14 protein-coding genes and 1 pseudogene are annotated in these 17,527 nt (G+C 40.6%); 7 read left to right on the top strand and 8 right to left on the bottom strand.

Features of this window, described 5'->3' with window-relative positions; translation table 11 throughout:
• Positions 1-213 precede the first annotated feature (213 nt).
• Entirely contained in the window at positions 214-1,122 is a 909-nt protein-coding gene (locus tag EHQ58_RS00130) for a hypothetical protein (protein ID WP_135621310.1), read from the top strand.
• Here EHQ58_RS00130 and EHQ58_RS00125 read toward each other — a convergent pair.
• Both EHQ58_RS00125 and EHQ58_RS00120 read right to left on the bottom strand, forming a co-directional pair.
• Positions 1,119-1,889: a glycerophosphodiester phosphodiesterase gene (locus tag EHQ58_RS00125; RefSeq protein WP_135621309.1), complete on the bottom strand. Its 771-nt coding sequence runs from the start codon at positions 1,887-1,889 to the stop codon at positions 1,119-1,121. The two genes, EHQ58_RS00130 and EHQ58_RS00125, sit on opposite strands and share 4 nt — an antisense overlap.
• 1 nt (position 1,890) lies before the next feature.
• Positions 1,891-2,601 carry a queuosine precursor transporter gene (locus EHQ58_RS00120; RefSeq protein ID WP_135621308.1) on the bottom strand — a complete coding sequence of 237 codons (711 nt, stop codon included), beginning with the start codon at positions 2,599-2,601 and terminating at the stop codon, positions 1,891-1,893.
• Between the two features lie 153 nt (positions 2,602-2,754).
• Between EHQ58_RS00120 and EHQ58_RS00115 the strand changes: the two are divergent.
• A pseudogene (locus EHQ58_RS00115) lies at positions 2,755-4,230 on the top strand (glycosyl hydrolase family 18 protein); the annotation flags it as partial.
• A 109-nt stretch (positions 4,231-4,339) separates the two neighbouring features.
• The gene (locus EHQ58_RS00110) at positions 4,340-5,296 is read left to right on the top strand and encodes an L-threonylcarbamoyladenylate synthase (protein WP_135621306.1); all 957 of its coding nucleotides are present in this window, start codon (positions 4,340-4,342) and stop codon (positions 5,294-5,296) included.
• A gap of 2 nt (positions 5,297-5,298) precedes the next feature.
• Here EHQ58_RS00110 and EHQ58_RS00105 read toward each other — a convergent pair whose 3' ends face one another.
• Entirely contained in the window at positions 5,299-7,041 is a 1,743-nt protein-coding gene (locus tag EHQ58_RS00105) for a S49 family peptidase (protein ID WP_246046975.1), read from the bottom strand.
• On the opposite strand from EHQ58_RS00105, the gene uvrA reads away from it, so the two are divergent.
• Together uvrA and EHQ58_RS00095 are read left to right on the top strand one after the other, a co-directional pair.
• Positions 7,028-9,895, top strand: a complete 2,868-nt coding sequence (uvrA, locus tag EHQ58_RS00100) for an excinuclease ABC subunit UvrA (RefSeq protein ID WP_135621305.1) — start codon at positions 7,028-7,030, stop codon at positions 9,893-9,895. The two genes, EHQ58_RS00105 and uvrA, sit on opposite strands and share 14 nt — an antisense overlap.
• A complete protein-coding gene (locus EHQ58_RS00095; protein ID WP_135621304.1) occupies positions 9,892-10,878 on the top strand; it encodes an acyl-CoA dehydrogenase family protein in 987 nt (328 codons plus the stop codon). Before uvrA ends, EHQ58_RS00095 begins: the two co-directional genes overlap by 4 nt.
• Here EHQ58_RS00095 and EHQ58_RS00090 read toward each other — a convergent pair.
• From EHQ58_RS00090 to EHQ58_RS00080, 3 genes are read right to left on the bottom strand one after another with little or no spacing between them, the layout of a single operon-like run.
• Positions 10,872-11,840 carry a cation diffusion facilitator family transporter gene (locus EHQ58_RS00090; protein ID WP_135621303.1) on the bottom strand — a complete coding sequence of 323 codons (969 nt, stop codon included), beginning with the start codon at positions 11,838-11,840 and terminating at the stop codon, positions 10,872-10,874. The two genes, EHQ58_RS00095 and EHQ58_RS00090, sit on opposite strands and share 7 nt — an antisense overlap.
• The gene (locus tag EHQ58_RS00085) at positions 11,837-12,868 is read right to left on the bottom strand and encodes an OmpA family protein (protein ID WP_135621302.1); all 1,032 of its coding nucleotides are present in this window, start codon (positions 12,866-12,868) and stop codon (positions 11,837-11,839) included. Before EHQ58_RS00085 ends, EHQ58_RS00090 begins: the two co-directional genes overlap by 4 nt.
• A 2-nt stretch (positions 12,869-12,870) precedes the next feature.
• On the bottom strand, positions 12,871-13,476 hold the full coding sequence (locus EHQ58_RS00080; protein ID WP_246046985.1) for a hypothetical protein: 606 nt from the start codon (positions 13,474-13,476) through the stop codon (positions 12,871-12,873).
• A 152-nt stretch (positions 13,477-13,628) separates the two neighbouring features.
• On the opposite strand from EHQ58_RS00080, the gene mgtE reads away from it, so the two are divergent.
• Both mgtE and EHQ58_RS00070 read left to right on the top strand, forming a co-directional pair.
• The gene (gene mgtE / locus EHQ58_RS00075) at positions 13,629-15,035 is read left to right on the top strand and encodes a magnesium transporter (protein ID WP_135621300.1); all 1,407 of its coding nucleotides are present in this window, start codon (positions 13,629-13,631) and stop codon (positions 15,033-15,035) included.
• Between the two features lie 43 nt (positions 15,036-15,078).
• Positions 15,079-15,699: an LA_2219 family laminin/E-cadherin/plasminogen-binding protein gene (locus tag EHQ58_RS00070; RefSeq protein ID WP_135621299.1), complete on the top strand. Its 621-nt coding sequence runs from the start codon at positions 15,079-15,081 to the stop codon at positions 15,697-15,699.
• 7 nt (positions 15,700-15,706) lie between these two features.
• On the opposite strand, the gene EHQ58_RS00065 is transcribed toward EHQ58_RS00070, so the two are convergent.
• Both EHQ58_RS00065 and EHQ58_RS00060 read right to left on the bottom strand, forming a co-directional pair.
• Positions 15,707-16,687, bottom strand: a complete 981-nt coding sequence (locus tag EHQ58_RS00065; RefSeq protein ID WP_135621298.1) for an LEA type 2 family protein — start codon at positions 16,685-16,687, stop codon at positions 15,707-15,709.
• A gap of 31 nt (positions 16,688-16,718) precedes the next feature.
• The gene (locus EHQ58_RS00060; RefSeq protein WP_135621297.1) at positions 16,719-17,489 is read right to left on the bottom strand and encodes an exodeoxyribonuclease III; all 771 of its coding nucleotides are present in this window, start codon (positions 17,487-17,489) and stop codon (positions 16,719-16,721) included.
• Positions 17,490-17,527: the final 38 nt, after the last annotated feature.

The raw sequence follows: 17,527 nt of genomic DNA, 5'->3' as shown, positions 1-17,527 counted from the left end.
GAAAACAATGATAGTTTTTTTACACTAGAAGGAAGCACCTCTGCAGAAGCCTATGTATCCTATCTTGATCCCTGGGGGAATCGTATCTGGTTCTATCAAAAAAAGGATTGAGAGAATCGAAATTTCAAACGCGGCCGAAATTAATGTATTCTTAGAAAGTGGAAATTCAGAATCTGGAAAAAACGAGGGGATGGTGACAATTTGCACGCATTGATGAAATATCTATTTATTTTAGTATCGTTAACCTATTTACCCTTTTTTTTCAATTTACATGGCGAAGAATCAGCGAACAAATTGGAACAGCCATTGACTGTCAATGACAGGAAGGGTAGATGGAATTTTCAATGGGGCTACAATCGATCCTCCTATACACAAAGTGATATCAATTTTCGAGGACCTGGTTACCGTTATACGCTAAAATCGGTGGATGCAAAAGACAAACCAGAATCGTTTAAGCCAGAAGTCTATTTAAACCCTTCCAAATTTGAGATTCCCCAATATAATTTCAAATTTACTTATTTTTTTACAGACCATATCTTTGTAAATTTTGGCCAAGATCACATGAAGTACGTTGTTACCCAAGGCCAAACAGTAAACTACTCTGGCTACATTGATCCTTTGGTATTGCAAAAAAATCTTCTGGCACCTTCTGTCGAAGCGCTTGTTTTTATTTATTTATTTCCGAACCATCTCCAAGAGATGGCTGGCTACCATGGCGGTGAGCAAACGATAGCATTGACACCCGATATTTTAAAATTTGAGCATACAGACGGTCTGAATTTTCTTTTTGCTGATTTGGGATGGGCTACGCCTTTATGGACTGCCTCCGACGGGCAGAGTGGGATCAGCTTGTTATCATCTATTGGAGGTGGCGCCGTTGTTTGTCGGAGTGACGTCCGTGTTATGGGAAAAGGACAGAACAATAACTTCCACCTTTCCGGTTATGGCGTGTCAGGCTATGTTGCTACTCGCTATGATTTTACAAGAACCTACTTCATAGAGTTAGGTGGAAAAGGTGGCTATATCGATCTATTTGATATCTACACATCGGGTGGCTCGAATCGCGCTTCTCAAAACTTTGGATTTTTAGAACTTGTTTTTTCTGGTGGAGTCTCCTTTTAAGGGGAAACATTTTCTAAGTATTTTTTTAATAAATCTGGACGGTCTGTAATGAGGCCGTCCACTCCGAGTTTTATCAAATGCTCCCAATCCTTCTCCTCATTGACTGTGTAGGGGATAATGAGATACTGATTGGCTTTTAGGTCATCCAACCAGTGTTTTGTGATTGATTTAAAGTTTGGTAAAATAAGGTCGGGCTGCGATAAATTCCATTCCTTTTTATCCCAAGTCATATCTAACAACTGACCACGTAACAGTTTAGGATTCTCTAATTTAACTTTCTGCAAAAGATAGGCGTCAAAGGAAGAGATAAAAACTCGAGATTCCATCTGTAATTCATCGATCAGAGCGACTAAAGCCTTTGCCAATCTGAGCCTATCCGCTTCAAAACCGAAGGACTTGACTTCAACATCAAAGAAGGAGTTTTCGGGCAGTTCCGTGAAGACTTCTCGTAATGTGGGTATTTTTTCCTTTTGAAAGTTTTTGGAAAAAAAAGACCCTGCATCAAAGCTTTGAATTTCGGTCAGGGAGAGTTCTGAGACTTGTCCTTTGCCAGTGGTGGTCCTATCAATGGTTTCATCGTGAATGACGACTAGTTCACCCGTTCCACATAACATGGTATCGAGTTCAAAAAAACGTGTGGCAGAATGTGCCATTCGAAAGGAGGCTAACGTATTTTCAGGGGCAAGACCTCTGATTCCCCTGTGTCCCATATTTACAAATTGAGAACCTAAGATGCTGATTAAATCGGCTTTTCTCGGCTTTTCCATTTTAACCTGCTTGAATCGTTGGTTCGAGACCTTTTTCTTCCATGGCTGTTTTCATCATTTCTGACTTTAGATTTTCTCCCAAGTATCTATCAATATAAATGTGGACGGCATAGAGAAGAGGAGTGATCAGAATCGCGACGGCTAGTTTGTAAAGGAAATTGGTATTTGAAATTTCGACCATCGAGCTTGGAGTGTGTGAGCTCCACAATACAATGAAAATAACAACATAGGAATCAATCAATTGCGATAAAATGGTCGAGCCAGTCGCTCGTAACCAAATATGTTTGCCAGCGGTTTTCTTGCGGAGGTAGTGAAACACTTGTATGTCGATGAATTGCCCAATCAGATACGCTATGATGGAGCCTATAATCACAAGTCCTGAATTTGCAAAAACCGTATTGAAGGAATGATCGTCAATGGGTGAGTTTGGACCTGCGGGGATTTGTATGTCAATGACGATCAAGACATAGGCAAGGGCGATCATGAGCATACCGAGAAGTGTGGTCGCTCTAACAACTTTTCTTCCAAAATATTCATTTAACAGATCTGTGATGATGAAGGTGATAGGAAAGGGAATCACACCCATCGTCATAGTGAAGCCAAAGGCAGAAAATAATTTACTACCGGTAAGTTCTGCCATGAGCAGAAAGGTAAGAAATAGGCTTAAAAGAACTGCATACAAGATGACCGGTTTTTGGTTTAAGTGATTCATATGTTATTTTTATGTCAAAGTTTGGTATTATTTTTTAGACTAGGAGGGAAAGACGAATTAAAAAACATGGATACACAAAGATTGAAACTGTAGATTGATTTTCTTCTCTACTCTTTTTTTTAAATACACGATAGAATAAGTAAGAACAAATTTATGTCCGAAATACAACCTGATCCAAATTCAACCCCAAGTCCCAAAAAGAGTCTATCTGCGGGTACAAAGTATACCTTTCTCTTTGCCTCCTGGGTTTTTTTGTCTGCATTTTCCTTTTATTTAGGAATGAATCTTATGGGAAAAGACGGTGAAGTCGTTTCCTTAAAAAATGTTTCCTCTTCCGTTGGACAAACGGTAGAAGCAGTCACCTCAGAAACACCTGAAATGAAAATTCCTGAAAAAACAGAGGAGACTTCTCCGAAGGAAGAAGCCAAATCTGTGATGGAAGATTCGATCGCAGCACCGGAATTTGTAGCCGATGAGGCCGTTTCCTTTCGTGCCTCCGCCTGGTCCACTGACTGGACGGCGATGAAAAAAACCGTTCATCTCTATAATGAAATCCATCCTTTCATCTACACGTTGCGTGGCGGGCTCTCTAACAACGGCGAACTGATCTCTACTTGGTCGCAAACAGCAAGAAAAGAACGAGTAGCCGAGCTTCGGGCTCTCAATCCAAAGGTAAAAATCATCCCGACCATCTTTCGCTGGGAAAATCCCAAAGAAAAAATCCAAGAGGATATCGGGATGGGAGGCAGGACTGACATCCGTGACAAACACATCCAAATCATCGTGAATGAAGTGATGACTTACGGTTATGATGGAATTGACATCGATTATGAAGGCATGAGCTGCGATAAAAAAGAAAAATTTGAAGAATTTTTTGCGCTTCTTGCTAAGGAAATTCACAAGAAAGGTAGACTGATTTCTGTGGCCGTGCACCCAAAAACTCCAAGTGAAAAAAAAGGGAAAGAACTTGCATGTCGTGGCTTATCAAAACCGATTGTTCTGGATTTTAGGGAAAATTGGAGAGGACCGACGACTCATGATTATGCATTTTTAGCCAAACATGCCGATCGAGTAAAAATCATGGCGTACGAACTGCACCCAAGAAAATATCATAATCCAGGACCTGGACCTCAAGCACCTAATGTGTGGCTCAAAGATATCATCGCGTATGCTAAAAAAAGAGTTCCGACGGCGAAGCTTTATATGGCGATTCCTACTTATGGTTATGACTGGGCACTCAATTGCAAAGCCTCCGCAAAAGCAGTCTATCATTCTGACGCTCAAAGGATACGCGCAGGTGCCCATAAAAAACACCAACCAACGGATATCAATCAAATCATTGCGCAAGAAAACAAAGTTGCGAATTGGAGAAATCTTTCCAAGTTCAGCGACATACATAAAAACAGAGCCTACGAAGACCCATCATTATGGTATTCGAGTGGTGGTTGCGACCGTGTAGCATTTTACATGAACCGAAAGGCTTTTGAAGAAAAAATGAACCTACTGCGCAAATATGATTTAGGCGGTTTTTCTTTTTGGCAACTTGTTACAGATAATGATCCAGAGATCAATGATTACTTAAGCCTTCTTGTACAGGGCAAAGTTCCGCCAGTTGCAAAAGTATCCGAAGAGGAACTCAATGAAATGATGAATCCGACTCCGAAACCTCCTGTAGATGAACCAGTGAAACTCTCCAAAACAAAAGACAAAACGTCTAAAAAACAGCTCTAACGTTTTTATGGACTCCACCCTTGTTACGGATGATACTGCCATTCTTGGTCGTATCCTTGCAAAGGGTGGGATTGTCGTCTTTCCAACCGAGACTGTGTATGGAATTGGAGCCGATAGCACCAATTTCGAAGCCTGCAGAAGAATCTATCAGATAAAAAATCGCCCCTTAGACAATCCACTCATTGCTCATTTTGATTCTTTGGAACAAATTGAGGAGTATTGTTTTCTGTCGGATGTCGCCATCCGCTTACTGAATCACTTTTCGCCAGGTCCACTGACACTTGTTTTGCGTAAAAAATCAGAATCCATTTTTACTTTGGGATTGGATACATTAGCTGTTCGCATCCCTTCTCACACAGGATGCCTAGATCTAATTAGAGCCGCGGGTGTTCCGATCTCTGCGCCCTCTGCCAACCCCTCAGGGAAGCCTTCCTATACGAGAGAGAGCGACGTAATCACTTATTTTATGGGCAAAGTGGATGGAATTTTACAATCTACAGAACCTGTGATAGGAATCGAATCAACTGTGGTCGATTTATCCCGTGAGATTCCAATACTATTGAGACCAGGTCAGATCTCGAAGAAGGATTTAGCTGGCGTATTACCCATGTTAACTGACGTTTCGGATCTACAAACAGAAAAAGTCGTGAGAAGCCCAGGTACGAAGTATCGCCACTATTCTCCGGAGGCAAAGGTCATGGTCTTAAACGAAAAGGAGTTTCGATCCCTTTGGGAAGTGAAACAAAATGACGATGTTTCGGCTTTTATCGGATTTCACATTGATTCGAAAAGAAGTTTCGATAAGAATGTTGCAAATAATAGAGAGTATATGAAGTTTTTATATTCTTTTTTCACTGATGCAGACAAAGCAGGGAGAACTTTCTGCTATTGTCAGGAGCCAATAGCAGATGAAGATTTTGAGGCGCTCATGAACAGACTGTCCAAGGCAGAGAGCAAAAATTGACTTTATTTTGAAATCTGGAAAGGTAGAAGATAGAGGATTTTTCCCGACCAATCCAGTTCCAATAAATCTAAAATTTGCCGCATCGGTTCGGGAATCTGTACCTTTGCAAATCGCCCCAGAAGTGGAATTTCAGAACGAAAATTATATTCTGGCAATTCATAGCTAAAGAGAAAACGATCCTTGGGGAAACGACTCTGTAAAAGATCGATCGTATCCAGCAGTCCACCTATTTTATCTACGACCTTCGTTTCCGTACTTGGCAAATAGACCCGTCCGCTGCCGAGTAACTTAAGATCCGAGTCTGTCATGTTTCTGCCTTCTTTTACGCGCTCGTAAAATTGACCTTCTACCCGTTTGATTTCACTGGTTAGATATTTGATCGATTCCTTTTTTAAGGGTGTGTATTCAGAAAGGATATCTCGGAAAGGATAGAAACCAATGTTTTCTTTTGTGAGTTTCGCTTTGGTATATAATTTTTTTAAATTAGCCCGTATCATAACCGCACCGATAGAGCCTGTGATGCAGATCGGGAGTGCTGTAATCGATTCAGCTGCGGAACCGATGTAGTAACCACCGCTTGCTGCGGTATCTTTAAAAAAAGCTAAGACAGGTTTAACTTCCCTTAATTTTTTAATTTCTTGGTAGAGCAGTTCTGAGTGAAATGCGGATCCACCAGGTGAGTTGATTTCTAAGATGACAGCCTTCACTGATTTATCTTCGCTAATTTCTTTTAAAAGTGCGATGTTGGCATAAGCTTCAATGCTACCCATCTCTCTATCTTTGCCAGCATATTTTCCTCCACTGATACCGCCAGCTAACGGAACAATGGAAATTAGCGGTCTTCGTTTTGAAAAAATACGAAACTCTCTTCGTTTTTCAAAAAGTTCGATGGCATCTGGTTCAGCACTGGCATCGTCCTTGCTGAAAAACTCATCTTCGGTCATTTCCGATTTTGCAAATCCGGCTTCGATCAACTTTTTACTAGTCAAAATGGGTGAGTAAAAAAAATCTTTTTTGATCCCGCGTTCCCCGATTAAGGCATCCAAAATTTGTGTCTGCAAGGCATCTATGAGAGACTGAATATTGGATCTCGCTTCCTTTGTGAAACTTGTACGAGTAAAACTTTCCGCAAAGGATTTGAAAGGCCCACTCGCATAGGATTCTACCTCGACACCCCAATGCTTTAGAAATCCTCCGTAAAAGGTTGGTTCTGCGGAAGGTAACATCACTTGGAATTCGGCATCTCGATTGACAAAAACCTCAGAACAAGTCGAGAGGAGGAGGAGAGTGCCAAGGCTACCTTCTTTGGCGAAACCGTGGATTTCTAACCGGTGCACTTTTCTTAAGATTTTAAGTTCTTCTGCTACTTCCCATACATCTCCCAAAGACCATTCGAGAGGTGGGAGGTAGATCTTTACTACCCGCAACGGCGTTGGTTTTCGCAATGCGCGAAGGCTCAAAAGAAACTCGAGCCGACTCACAGAGCCCGCCTTTCCTTGGAACTTTCTAACAAGAAAGGATTTATTGGATGTTTCGAAATAGGAGGGAAATTCCCAGTGCAAAATCGTTTTTTTTCGAAGGGAAACTGCCCTTAGACGTAGGTAAAAATAGTATAGGAGGCGAAATGGTAAAAAAATGATCTGAAATAGAATGCGCAACAAAGGTAAGATCCTCTCTTTCCCATCTCTTAAAATTCTTTTCAGAATGAAAGAGGAAAACATCGTGTAAGTTGTGGAATCTTTCATTCGCATTCGCGGCGCCCGTGAGCATAATCTCAAGAATATCAATATAGACATACCCAGAGATAAACTGGTTGTGATAACAGGACTTTCGGGTTCCGGGAAATCAAGCCTGGCATTCGATACGATTTACGCAGAAGGGCAACGCCGCTATGTAGAATCTTTATCAAGTTATGCGAGACAGTTTCTTGGACAAATGGAAAAGCCTGAGGTAGACCTGATTGAAGGGTTATCTCCAGCGATTTCGATAGAACAGAAAACAACTCACAGAAACCCTCGTTCAACGGTCGGAACCGTAACGGAAATTTATGATTATTTGCGACTATTATATGCAAGAGTTGGTAAACCGCATTGTCCAAAATGCGGGACAGCGATTACATCTCTTTCAGTAGACCAAATCACGGATCGCATTCACTTATTTCCCGAAGGCACAAAGCTTCAGATTTTGGCTCCCGTCATCCAAGGCAAAAAGGGAGAACATAAAGAAGTACTCGAAAGATATAAAAAAGAAGGTTTCAACAGAGTTCGAGTCAATGGAGAGATTTACTCCCTTGAAGATGAGATCCCCTTAAAGAAAAATTTTAAAGCAAACATCGATATAGTCGTCGATCGCATCGTGATGAAAAGTGGAATTCAATCGAGACTTGCCGATTCGGTGGAAACTGCACTGAAAACAGGTGAGGGGATTCTTATCGTTGAAGACGGAGAAAAAGATCATCTCTATTCTCAAAAATTGTCCTGTCCTAAGTGTGATAACGTATCAATTCCCGAACTCACTCCAAGATTGTTTTCTTTTAACTCACCCTTTGGCGCTTGCGAAAACTGCGATGGACTCGGCGCCATACTCGAGTTTGACGAAAATTTATTTGTAAGTGATGAAGAAAGTTCCCTTGCTGATGGTTGCATCGAAGCGTGGGGAGGTGCTAAATCAAATAGTTATTGGTATATGGCAACGGTCACCGCTATCTCTAAGAAATTAAAATTCAATCTAAACACTCCGTGGAAAGATTTACCAAGAAAAATTAAAGATGTGATCTTGCATGGAGACGAGTCAATACAGATTGATTATGACTTTCGTGGTGCCAATTCTCATTATGAGTTCTCTAAAAATTTTGAAGGTGTGATTCCCAATCTTAAAAGACGTTATAAGGAAACCAAATCGGATTCCATGCGGCAATGGTACGAAACTTTTATGACCAATCACGATTGTGATGTTTGTAAGGGAAAAAGATTGAGACCAGAAGCTCTCGCAGTCAAGGTAAACCAGATTGGGATTGATGAATATACAGGTTACAGCATTTCAAAAGCCCTTGATTTTACAAAGTCCTCCAAATGGACCGGAGCAGATGAGATCATCAGTAAGCCCATTCTCAAGGAAATATTACAAAGATTAAATTTTCTAAATGATGTAGGGGTTGGTTATTTGAATCTAAGTAGGTCTGCTGGTACTCTTTCAGGAGGTGAAATGCAGCGGATACGCCTGGCTACGCAAATTGGATCTCGTTTGATGGGAGTCCTGTACATATTAGATGAACCTTCGATTGGTCTCCACCAAAGAGACAATTCGAAACTCGTCACGACACTCAAAGGACTTCGCAATCTAGGAAACACGGTGCTTGTTGTCGAACATGATAAAGAAACAATGGAAGAGGCTGATTATATCATCGATATGGGCCCAGGAGCTGGGGTTCATGGCGGCGAAATCGTTGCTTTTGGCACTCCCACCGAAATTAAAAAAAATCCGAAGTCTGTGACAGGGAAATATCTCTCTGGAGCAAAGCGAATCTTTATGCCAGAAACGCGAAGAGCCGGGAACGGGAAAAACTTACAAATTATTGGAGCTACGCATAACAATCTAAAGAACGTGGATGTGACTCTTCCACTTGGGACCATGACTGTCATCACAGGTGTATCTGGTTCTGGGAAATCAACGCTCATCAACGAAATCTTATACAAAGAACTGGCAAATTCCATCCAAGGTTCCAAGCTCATTCCTGGAAAACACAAGAAGATATTGGGAAAGGAACATTTAGATAAAGTGATCAATATCGACCAATCAGCTATCGGTAGGACCCCACGTTCGAATCCTGCAACATACACTGGTTTGTTTACCTTCGTAAGAGATCTTTTTAGCGGATTGGAAGATGCCAAGGTTAGAGGCTATGGACCTGGTAGATTTAGTTTTAATGTGGCTGGTGGTAGGTGTGAGAAATGTGAAGGTGACGGGATATTAAAGATTGAAATGCACTTTTTACCAGACATCTATGTAGAATGCGAAGTTTGTAAAGGCAAAAGATACAATCGAGAGACGCTCGAAGTAAAATACAAAGGTAAAAATATTTCAGATGTTTTGGCGATGACAGTCGAGGAAGCAGTCGTGTTTTTCGAAATGATACCTTCTCTCAAGCGAAAGCTAGAAACACTTATGGATGTAGGACTTGGTTATATCAAACTTGGACAGGCGGCAACGACATTTTCGGGCGGTGAGGCACAAAGGATCAAACTCTCGACTGAACTTTCGAAACGTCCTACAGGAAAAACTTTATACATTTTGGATGAACCTACCACAGGCCTTCATTTCGACGATATTGAAAAATTATTACAAGTATTACAGGTCTTGGTAGAAAAAGGAAATTCAATGGTCATCATTGAACATAACTTAGATGTTATTAAGGCCGCGGACTATCTCATAGACATAGGTCCCGAAGGTGGAGATGGAGGTGGTAGGGTCATCGCCAAAGGAACTCCAGAAGAAGTAGCTGAAGTAAAGGATTCTTTTACAGGTCAGTATCTAAAGAAAATTTTGGCAGAGGAAAAAGTTTTGGATCAGAAAGCAACCGCCAAAAAGAAAAAAAAGTGAAAGAGATACAAGATTCACTCCTTTCCTATTTTCAAGATCAGGATTCAACTTTTGAAGATGGAAGTCTTTATCATTTCCTGAAACCAAAGTTATGTGCCAATCATATTTTTCCGCAAGCAGACGAGTTAGCGGAAAACCCAAGTAGATATTTAAAATTTCAGATAGATTTGCAGGAGATCGCGAGTTATCCCAGAGGAATGAATTTGGCTCTGGCACTTATGGTAGAAGTCAATGTGGCTGTCGGAATACTTTTGCATTCGGATACGGAGAAGGCTCTTGAATTAAAAGAGAAAGTGATTCGAGGTAACTACATATTAGCGACAGGAGTTTCTGAACCCGGATGGGAGGGCACTCTTAAGAAGTTAAAATCGAATTTAGGAAAAGATTTCAAATTAAACGGTACAAAATCTTTTATCACAAATGGAGGCAGCGCTAATGGCGTTCTTTGGGTAGTACCTAGAAATCATAAATATGAAGTGTATTTCATTGACTTGGAATTATCTGCAAACCACTTAAAAAGAGAGTCCATCATCACACCCTTTTTACATTTTGTTTCACATAATAAAATATCGGCGGTTGATTTGCCTTTAAAGAAACAGGATCTTGTTTGTGAAGATTACAGCAAGCTAGGTATCGAACTTCGCCTAAAAGAGCTTTTTAGTCTAGTCTCATTGCTTTTAGGTTATGTAGAAGGACTGCGCGCTTTTATAAAACATCCACCGTTAGAGGAGAAGTGGACAGCACTCAGAAAATGGCGGGATACGACCGCCAAGGACTTAGTGGCAAAAAATTATCTTCAAGTATTGGAAGAGGCATTTCCTTTTCCGATTGATTCTTTACTGTCTGAGCTTGCTGTCTACTTCCAACTAAATGATGTTACCTCTTTGCCAACCAGAGATCCTGATCTGGCGATATTTTTATGGGAAGATCTTTTTACAAAATTTCTCATACATAGAAAATCTAGAAAAATAAAGGATCAGTGATGGTGATGCCCATGGCTATGGCCATGGTGTAAATGAGGATCTTCCTTTTCTAATAGAGAAAGTTTCGAAATCGATGCAAACGTTTTTTCAGAAAGCACTTCTACAAAGATATACGGAATGCCAAAATGAGATTTCGCAATTTTATGAATCTCAAAAGTCAGCGCATCACGGTCTGTTTTCTCGTTCACAACCAATTGTATCTCAATGGTGAAGACACCGGAGGTCAATTTCCTAACCTTAAAGGAGTTGATGGACTGAATCTCAGTAAAGCCTTTGATGTGGCCAAGAAAGTGTTCGGAATCAAAATCGTGTGGAAATGCTTCGAGTAAAATCTCAATGCTTTCTTTTAAGATTGCGTAGGAAGAACGTAAGATAAAAAGTCCAATCAGAATGCTAAGGATACTATCAATCATGAAAAGATTCGTATTGTGAATCACAATGGCACCGACAACAACAGCAATTGTCCCCAATAAGTCGCTCAAAACATGAAGGTAGGTTGATCTCAAATTCAAACTTTCTTTACTCACGCCAAAGAGGAGGCCTACGGAGATTAGATTGATGACAAGACCCGCGAGCGAATATTTGAGCATGGTTTCTACATGTATGGGATCAGAACCGAGCATTCTCAAATAACTTTCCCATAAAATAAAAAGCGCAATGCCAACAAGTAACAAACTGTTGGCGAGGGCAGCCAACACTTCAATTCGATGATACCCAAATGGAAATTTTTCATTGGATTTTTTTGCTGAAAAAACAATGGCAAGAAAAGAAATGAGATGTGCAAAGATGTCTGTGGCGATATGCCCCGCATCCGCAAAAAGTGCCAAACTGCCAGATTCTTCGGATCCAATCCATTCTATGACAAAGATGAGAACAGAGAGAAAACCCGAGATTGCAAGAAAGAGGAGAAGTTTTTTTCTTTTTCTGTCCTTTGCGTTATGGAGTTCGAAGGCTTCGCTCATGGTTCTGTGCCTGACGTTGTGCTCACAGCTCGAGGTATGACAACGATATCCACTCTGCGATTTAAGCCTTTATTTTCCTTCGATGTATTCGGAACGATCGGTTGGTATTCGCTATAACCAGCAGCTGAAAAATTTTTTGGGTTGAGATTTTTATTGGAAAGAAGGTGTTCAAGTACCGCAAGTGCACGTTCTGTAGACAATTGCCAATTGTTTCGGAACTTGGTTTTGATCGGCACATTATCCGTATGTCCTTCCACAGAAATATAATTTTCTGGATATGAGGCGAGGATTTCTTTGATTTTGTCTATCGCAGGGAGAATGGCCGGTTTTAGTTCAGCCGACCCACTATCAAAGGAAAGGCGGTCATCTATATTGATGATCAATTTATTATGGAATCGTTTGACTCGTATTTCTCCGCTTAGGATTTCTTTTGAAAGCTTTTCTTCGAGCTCCTTAGCTTGGTCCGAAAGTCTTTCCAATTCGCGTTTTTGATTTTTATTCATCTGCTTCAGATTGGAAATTTCATTCTCTAGGTTGCGTATCCTTTCATTTAGATCTGCAATCTTTCCATCATAACTTTCGCGAAGTTTTTGTTCATTTTGAAGGCAATGTTTCTCTTGTTCTTCAAGTTTTTTTCTTAATGCATCTATTTCTTTACGATCTTTGTCCTCTCTACGACGTGCATCTTCTAAAATATCTTTCTCTTTTTCGGTTCCTTTTTTTTCCAATCCACGGAGTCGCATTTCATAATCGCGAATCTTATCTGCATAATTATCTTTATCGTCTTTGCGATTTCTTTTTTCAAGTTCTAAGTCTTCCGAAAGATTTTGAATTTGAGAGCCTATGCGCTTATTTTCATCTTCAAGTTTAGAAAGATCATTCTGGTATTGTCGTTTCAAATCTTGCAGCTGCAATTCCAGAGCATACTTTTCTTTATAAAGTTGGTTGTATTCAATGGGAAAATAAACCCAATCCGCAAACAAGACGGTAGGCAGTAAAAGGATAATCGTAAGTTTGATTCGTTTCATATTTATTTTGTTTCGTCTAAGTAAGTGTCTTCTAGATTCACTTTAGGTAATTTCGTGGCATTATTTTTGATACGTTCCCAATCAGCTGTTTTCTTTCGGGTCTCGGCCTTTCTCGTATTGTATTGTAGATCGTATTTCTGTTTTTCAACGAAGTCTGGATCCTTAGAAGTTTTGCCTTGAAACTCTTGGTATTTTACAGCGATTTCTGCTCGTACTAATTCCAATTCGGCAATGAGTTCTGATTGAGTGGCTTCCTTCATCTGAAGGAATGCAGTATCTTCTGTTTGCTTCTGTGTCCAGGCCTGTAGGCGAGTTTCTTCTTTTGCCTTTTCTAAATCGGCAGTTTGTGATTCGTCTAAGTAACGTTTTGCGTTTACACTATCGTCTTTAATGAGTGAAAGTTTTTCCTTTTCAGAAAGGAGATCCCGAGTGGCCGCGTGACGGATAATCTTCGCTCTGGCGATTTTGAGTGTCTGTGCATTGACCTCACTCACTTTTTTTAATGCAGTGATTTCCGTATTTAGTGCGACAATTTTTTGTTTTAAAACCTTCACTGCGTTTTTCTGTTCCTCATTCATGACTTCCTCACGAACATAGGCATCCGGCACGGTCTTCAATTTTGGCTCGAATAGCACGCATTGAAAAAAAACAAGGATGAGAAAAAAACTAGTTCTTGAAATCAAAGTATATTTGGACATATACATAGACATGTAGTTTGTGACATAATCGTCAATTGCAAATTTTGTGAGGGAGGCGGTCCATGGAAGAAGATATTAGCAAAGAGACCCTCTTTCGTATCAAAATTGATAAAGACAACGAGGCTTTTGATGGCTTCCTTGATGAGATTCGGAGTGCCATCCAAGACACCCGAGAGAACTACCTCAAATCAATCCTCGAAGGTGCTCACCCGGCAGATATTGCCACCGTTCTGCATGAGTTGGATTCGGATGAAGCACTGTATCTGTTTCGATTGCTTCCTTTCGAAGAACAAGCCTATACACTCATCAAAATGCATGATGATATGCTCTCAACTTTTTTGGAAGAACTATCCATCGACGAAATCTCAAAAACTTTTGAATTTTTAGAAACAGATGATACGACGTATTTACTTTCTTACCTAACAGAAAATAAGCGGAATAGTGTATTATCCAAACTCAGTAAAAGAGATTCCTTTGAAATTAGATCTCAGTTAGGCTTTCGGGAATCGACAGCTGGTCGCCTCATGTCCAAAGATTTTGCGACGGCCATGCTTACGGATAATGTTCGCAAGGGTATCATCAATGTTCGTAAAAAAGCCAAAGAGATAGAGGATATCTATCAAATCTATGTGACAGACGAGGATGAAATCCTAAAGGGTTTCATCCCATTGAAAGATCTGTTTCTTACTCCAATTAACACGAAAATTTCTAAAATTACAAATTTTTCCGTCTATTCCTTTCATTACGATACGGACCAAGAGGAAGTTGCGTTAAACTTTAAAAAGTACGATCTTGTTAGCGCGGCTGTCGTGGATGATTTAGGACGGATCATCGGAAGGATTACGCTTGATGATGTTCTAGAAATTGTAGAAGAAGAAGCATCCGAAGACATCTTAAGAATGGCGGGGGTCTCTGAGGACGAAAGACTGGCGACTCCCATCTTCCAGTCGGTGAAACGAAGAATCATCTGGCTCAATGTTAACCTCTTAACTGCTTTCTTATCCTCAACTGTTGTGGCCTATTTTGAAGATACGATTTCGCGAATTGTTGTGCTTGCAACGCTCATGCCGATTGTCGCTGGGCTTGGTGGAAATGCGGGAACACAATCGGTAACAGTTGTAATTCGAAATATAGCTACTGGAGATCTAAGTTTTTCCAACTGGTGGGAAGCCGTTCATAAAGAATTCGTGATTGGATGCATCAACGGAGTCGTACTCGGATCCATCACTGGTGTCATGATTTATTTAGTAAAAGGAAATATGGTACTAGGACTCGTCGTGGGAAGTGCGATGCTTGTGAATATGTTAGTTGCCTCTCTGACAGGCTCCCTGGTTCCGATTTTGCTCCGTGCCATCCATATTGATCCGGCCATTGCATCCTCTATCTTTGTAACCGCCATGACCGATGTCTGTGGATTTTTCTTTTTTCTAGGACTTGCCACATTACTTTCTAATTACCTCATTACTTAAATTTTCTTGCCAAGGACCGAGACTTGCTAAAGAGTCATTTCAAATGCAGATCCGTCTCCTTGTCATTGTAATTTTATTGTCTCTCCTCGCTTCCTGTCGAACCACTCGTTCCAGTGATGATGCAAATTCACGAAACGAAACTCCCATCGGTGAATTGCTGCCACCTCCGGGAGGTGATGGTGAAGTGATATTGAACGAAAAGGGTGAAGTTGTTCAAAACAATGCGAATGAGATTCCTTTCTTTCAAAAGAAATCAGAAATGCCAACAGAACTTTTTCGCGTCTATATGTCTTCCGATAGTTATATGGTAAGACAGATTCGGTACACGGATAAGATCATTCGTAAGCCCGATCCAGGTGCTGATGAACTTGCACGCGAAGAATTGAGGAAGTTCGATCTCATTAACTTTATCGATGATGGCTATGTTGTTGTTGGCCTCAATGCGAATACGGGAAAATTAGAAACGATTGCTTTTGATCGGCGTGTTCCGAGAATCAATGACATCGCAAAGGTGATCCAAAACGACGCATCCCGTTTCAATTATGAACACCTTACCAAAGATGGTATGCCTGGAATTTTAAAATTTATCATAAACTATCAAATCCGTCTCTATCCAGTAAAGTCTAGAGACGAAGTAAAACAAATGTTACAGAAGAAAAAATAGCTGGTTCTTACCAGCTAAATTTACCTGCTTTGTTATACTGAAAATTGATCCCTTCCTCTAGACCGGGAACTTTCATACCAGAGCTTCCTCCTAAATCAAAGGCTGCTGTTTTTGTCTGTATCGTTTTATAGAGCCCTTGGCTGATTTGGGTGAGAGGGAAAGCGGTGCTTACTTTGACGATCGATTCTTTTCCGTTGTTGATGATTTCTTTGGGTGTACCCTTCAAGAAATTTTCTCCGCCTAGTTTGAGATCATAATTCAAACCTTGAAACAGTAGTTCAGAGGCTGCTTTATTCTGAAATTTTAAATCAAAATCTGTATTCAAATTGATCTTAAGATCGGAAAGTCCAGCGCTAACAGCAGACTGAGCACTTTGTTTTTTGGCTTTTTTTGAGAGAAGGCTATCAAGGTAGTTGAAAGCTGCATTTGCAACCGCCGTCGTATTTGACTGCGAGACAATTTCTTCTTTTGTGGGCATCTTGATCACAAAATTTTGAATTTCGACGCTAGGAAGAACGGCAGGAATTTCTCTTTCTTTTTGGAAGGGAAAACTGATCGAGTCCTGTCCAACTGATGCGAGTGAGGCGGGCAATGGAACTTTCACATTCCCATCGAGTCCCACGACAAGGAGTGCTTTTCCGGGAATGCTTTGGTAAATTTTTACAAGATCTGAATATTTTATTTTTAATTCAAAAGGAAGGGATTTGGTCGCCTTGGCCTGAATTTCCCCCAAGTCTGTGGAGATGTGCGTGAGTTTTGTCCCTTCGATTTTTAGATCCATATTGAGTAGCGATTTTGGCAATCCGACAGGATAAGGATTTTCAAGAGTCGTTTCCATTTTGAGAGTGATATCGGTTAAGGTAATTTCTTTGATGCTCAAGGATTCAAAAGTAAATTCTGGTTTTGGAATCCGATCTTGTAAAACGCCTAGCACAGAACAATGATGGAAGGAAAGGAGTGTGATAAAGAGAGAAAAACTGCGTAACATTGTTTGATGGAAGCTTGTTTGGCAAATCATGTCAAGAGATTTGGAGTTCAACAACCACAGCCGCATGGTCTGAGACCACAGGCTCGGAGATGATCTTTGCTGTTTCTGCCGCATTTTTTAAGGCTTCGGAACCCAGTATGTAATCAATCCGCCATCCTTTATTTTTGGCGCGGGCTCCCGCTCGGTAAGTCCACCAACTATAGCTATCTATTTTATCAGGGTGTAAATAGCGGTAAAGATCAACTAGCCCCCCCTGAAAGTAATCGCTCATCCATTTACGTTCCTCTGGTAGAAAGCCACTATTTTTCACATTTGCTTTCGGATTGTGGATGTCCCTTTCTGTATGGGCAATGTTCACATCTCCCACAAGAACCAGTGGTTTTTTCTTTTTTTGAAGCGCGGCAGTTAGCCTCGTAACTTCGTCTAGGAATTCGTATTTTACCTTTTGGCGGATTTCTCCTGTTGTGCCGGAAGGGAAATATAAATTCCAAAAGTAAAAATTGGAAAACTCTAATAGTATGGATCTCCCTTCCGAAAGAAAAATCCCAGAACCATAACCGATTGTTGTCTTAAGAGGTTTTATTTTTGTAAAGGTGCAGACACCACTATAACCTGGCTTTTCGGCGAGGCAGACAAAGGCTTCGTAGCCGAGGTCTTTCCAGAAACTCTTTCGGATTTCCGTTTCCGGAGCTTTCGTTTCTTGGAAGGCAATCATGTCAGGATTTTCATTACGAATTATATCGAGAAGGCCTTTGGACAGGGCTGATCTAATTCCGTTGCAATTGAGTGTCAGTATTTTCATCAAGAAATCCAATGGATAATATACAGAAAATAGTCGAT

The sequence above is a fragment of the Leptospira ognonensis genome, from assembly GCF_004770745.1.
In the GTDB taxonomy this organism is placed as follows: domain Bacteria; phylum Spirochaetota; class Leptospiria; order Leptospirales; family Leptospiraceae; genus Leptospira_A; species Leptospira_A ognonensis.
This window is presented reverse-complemented; position numbering and strand designations above follow the sequence as displayed.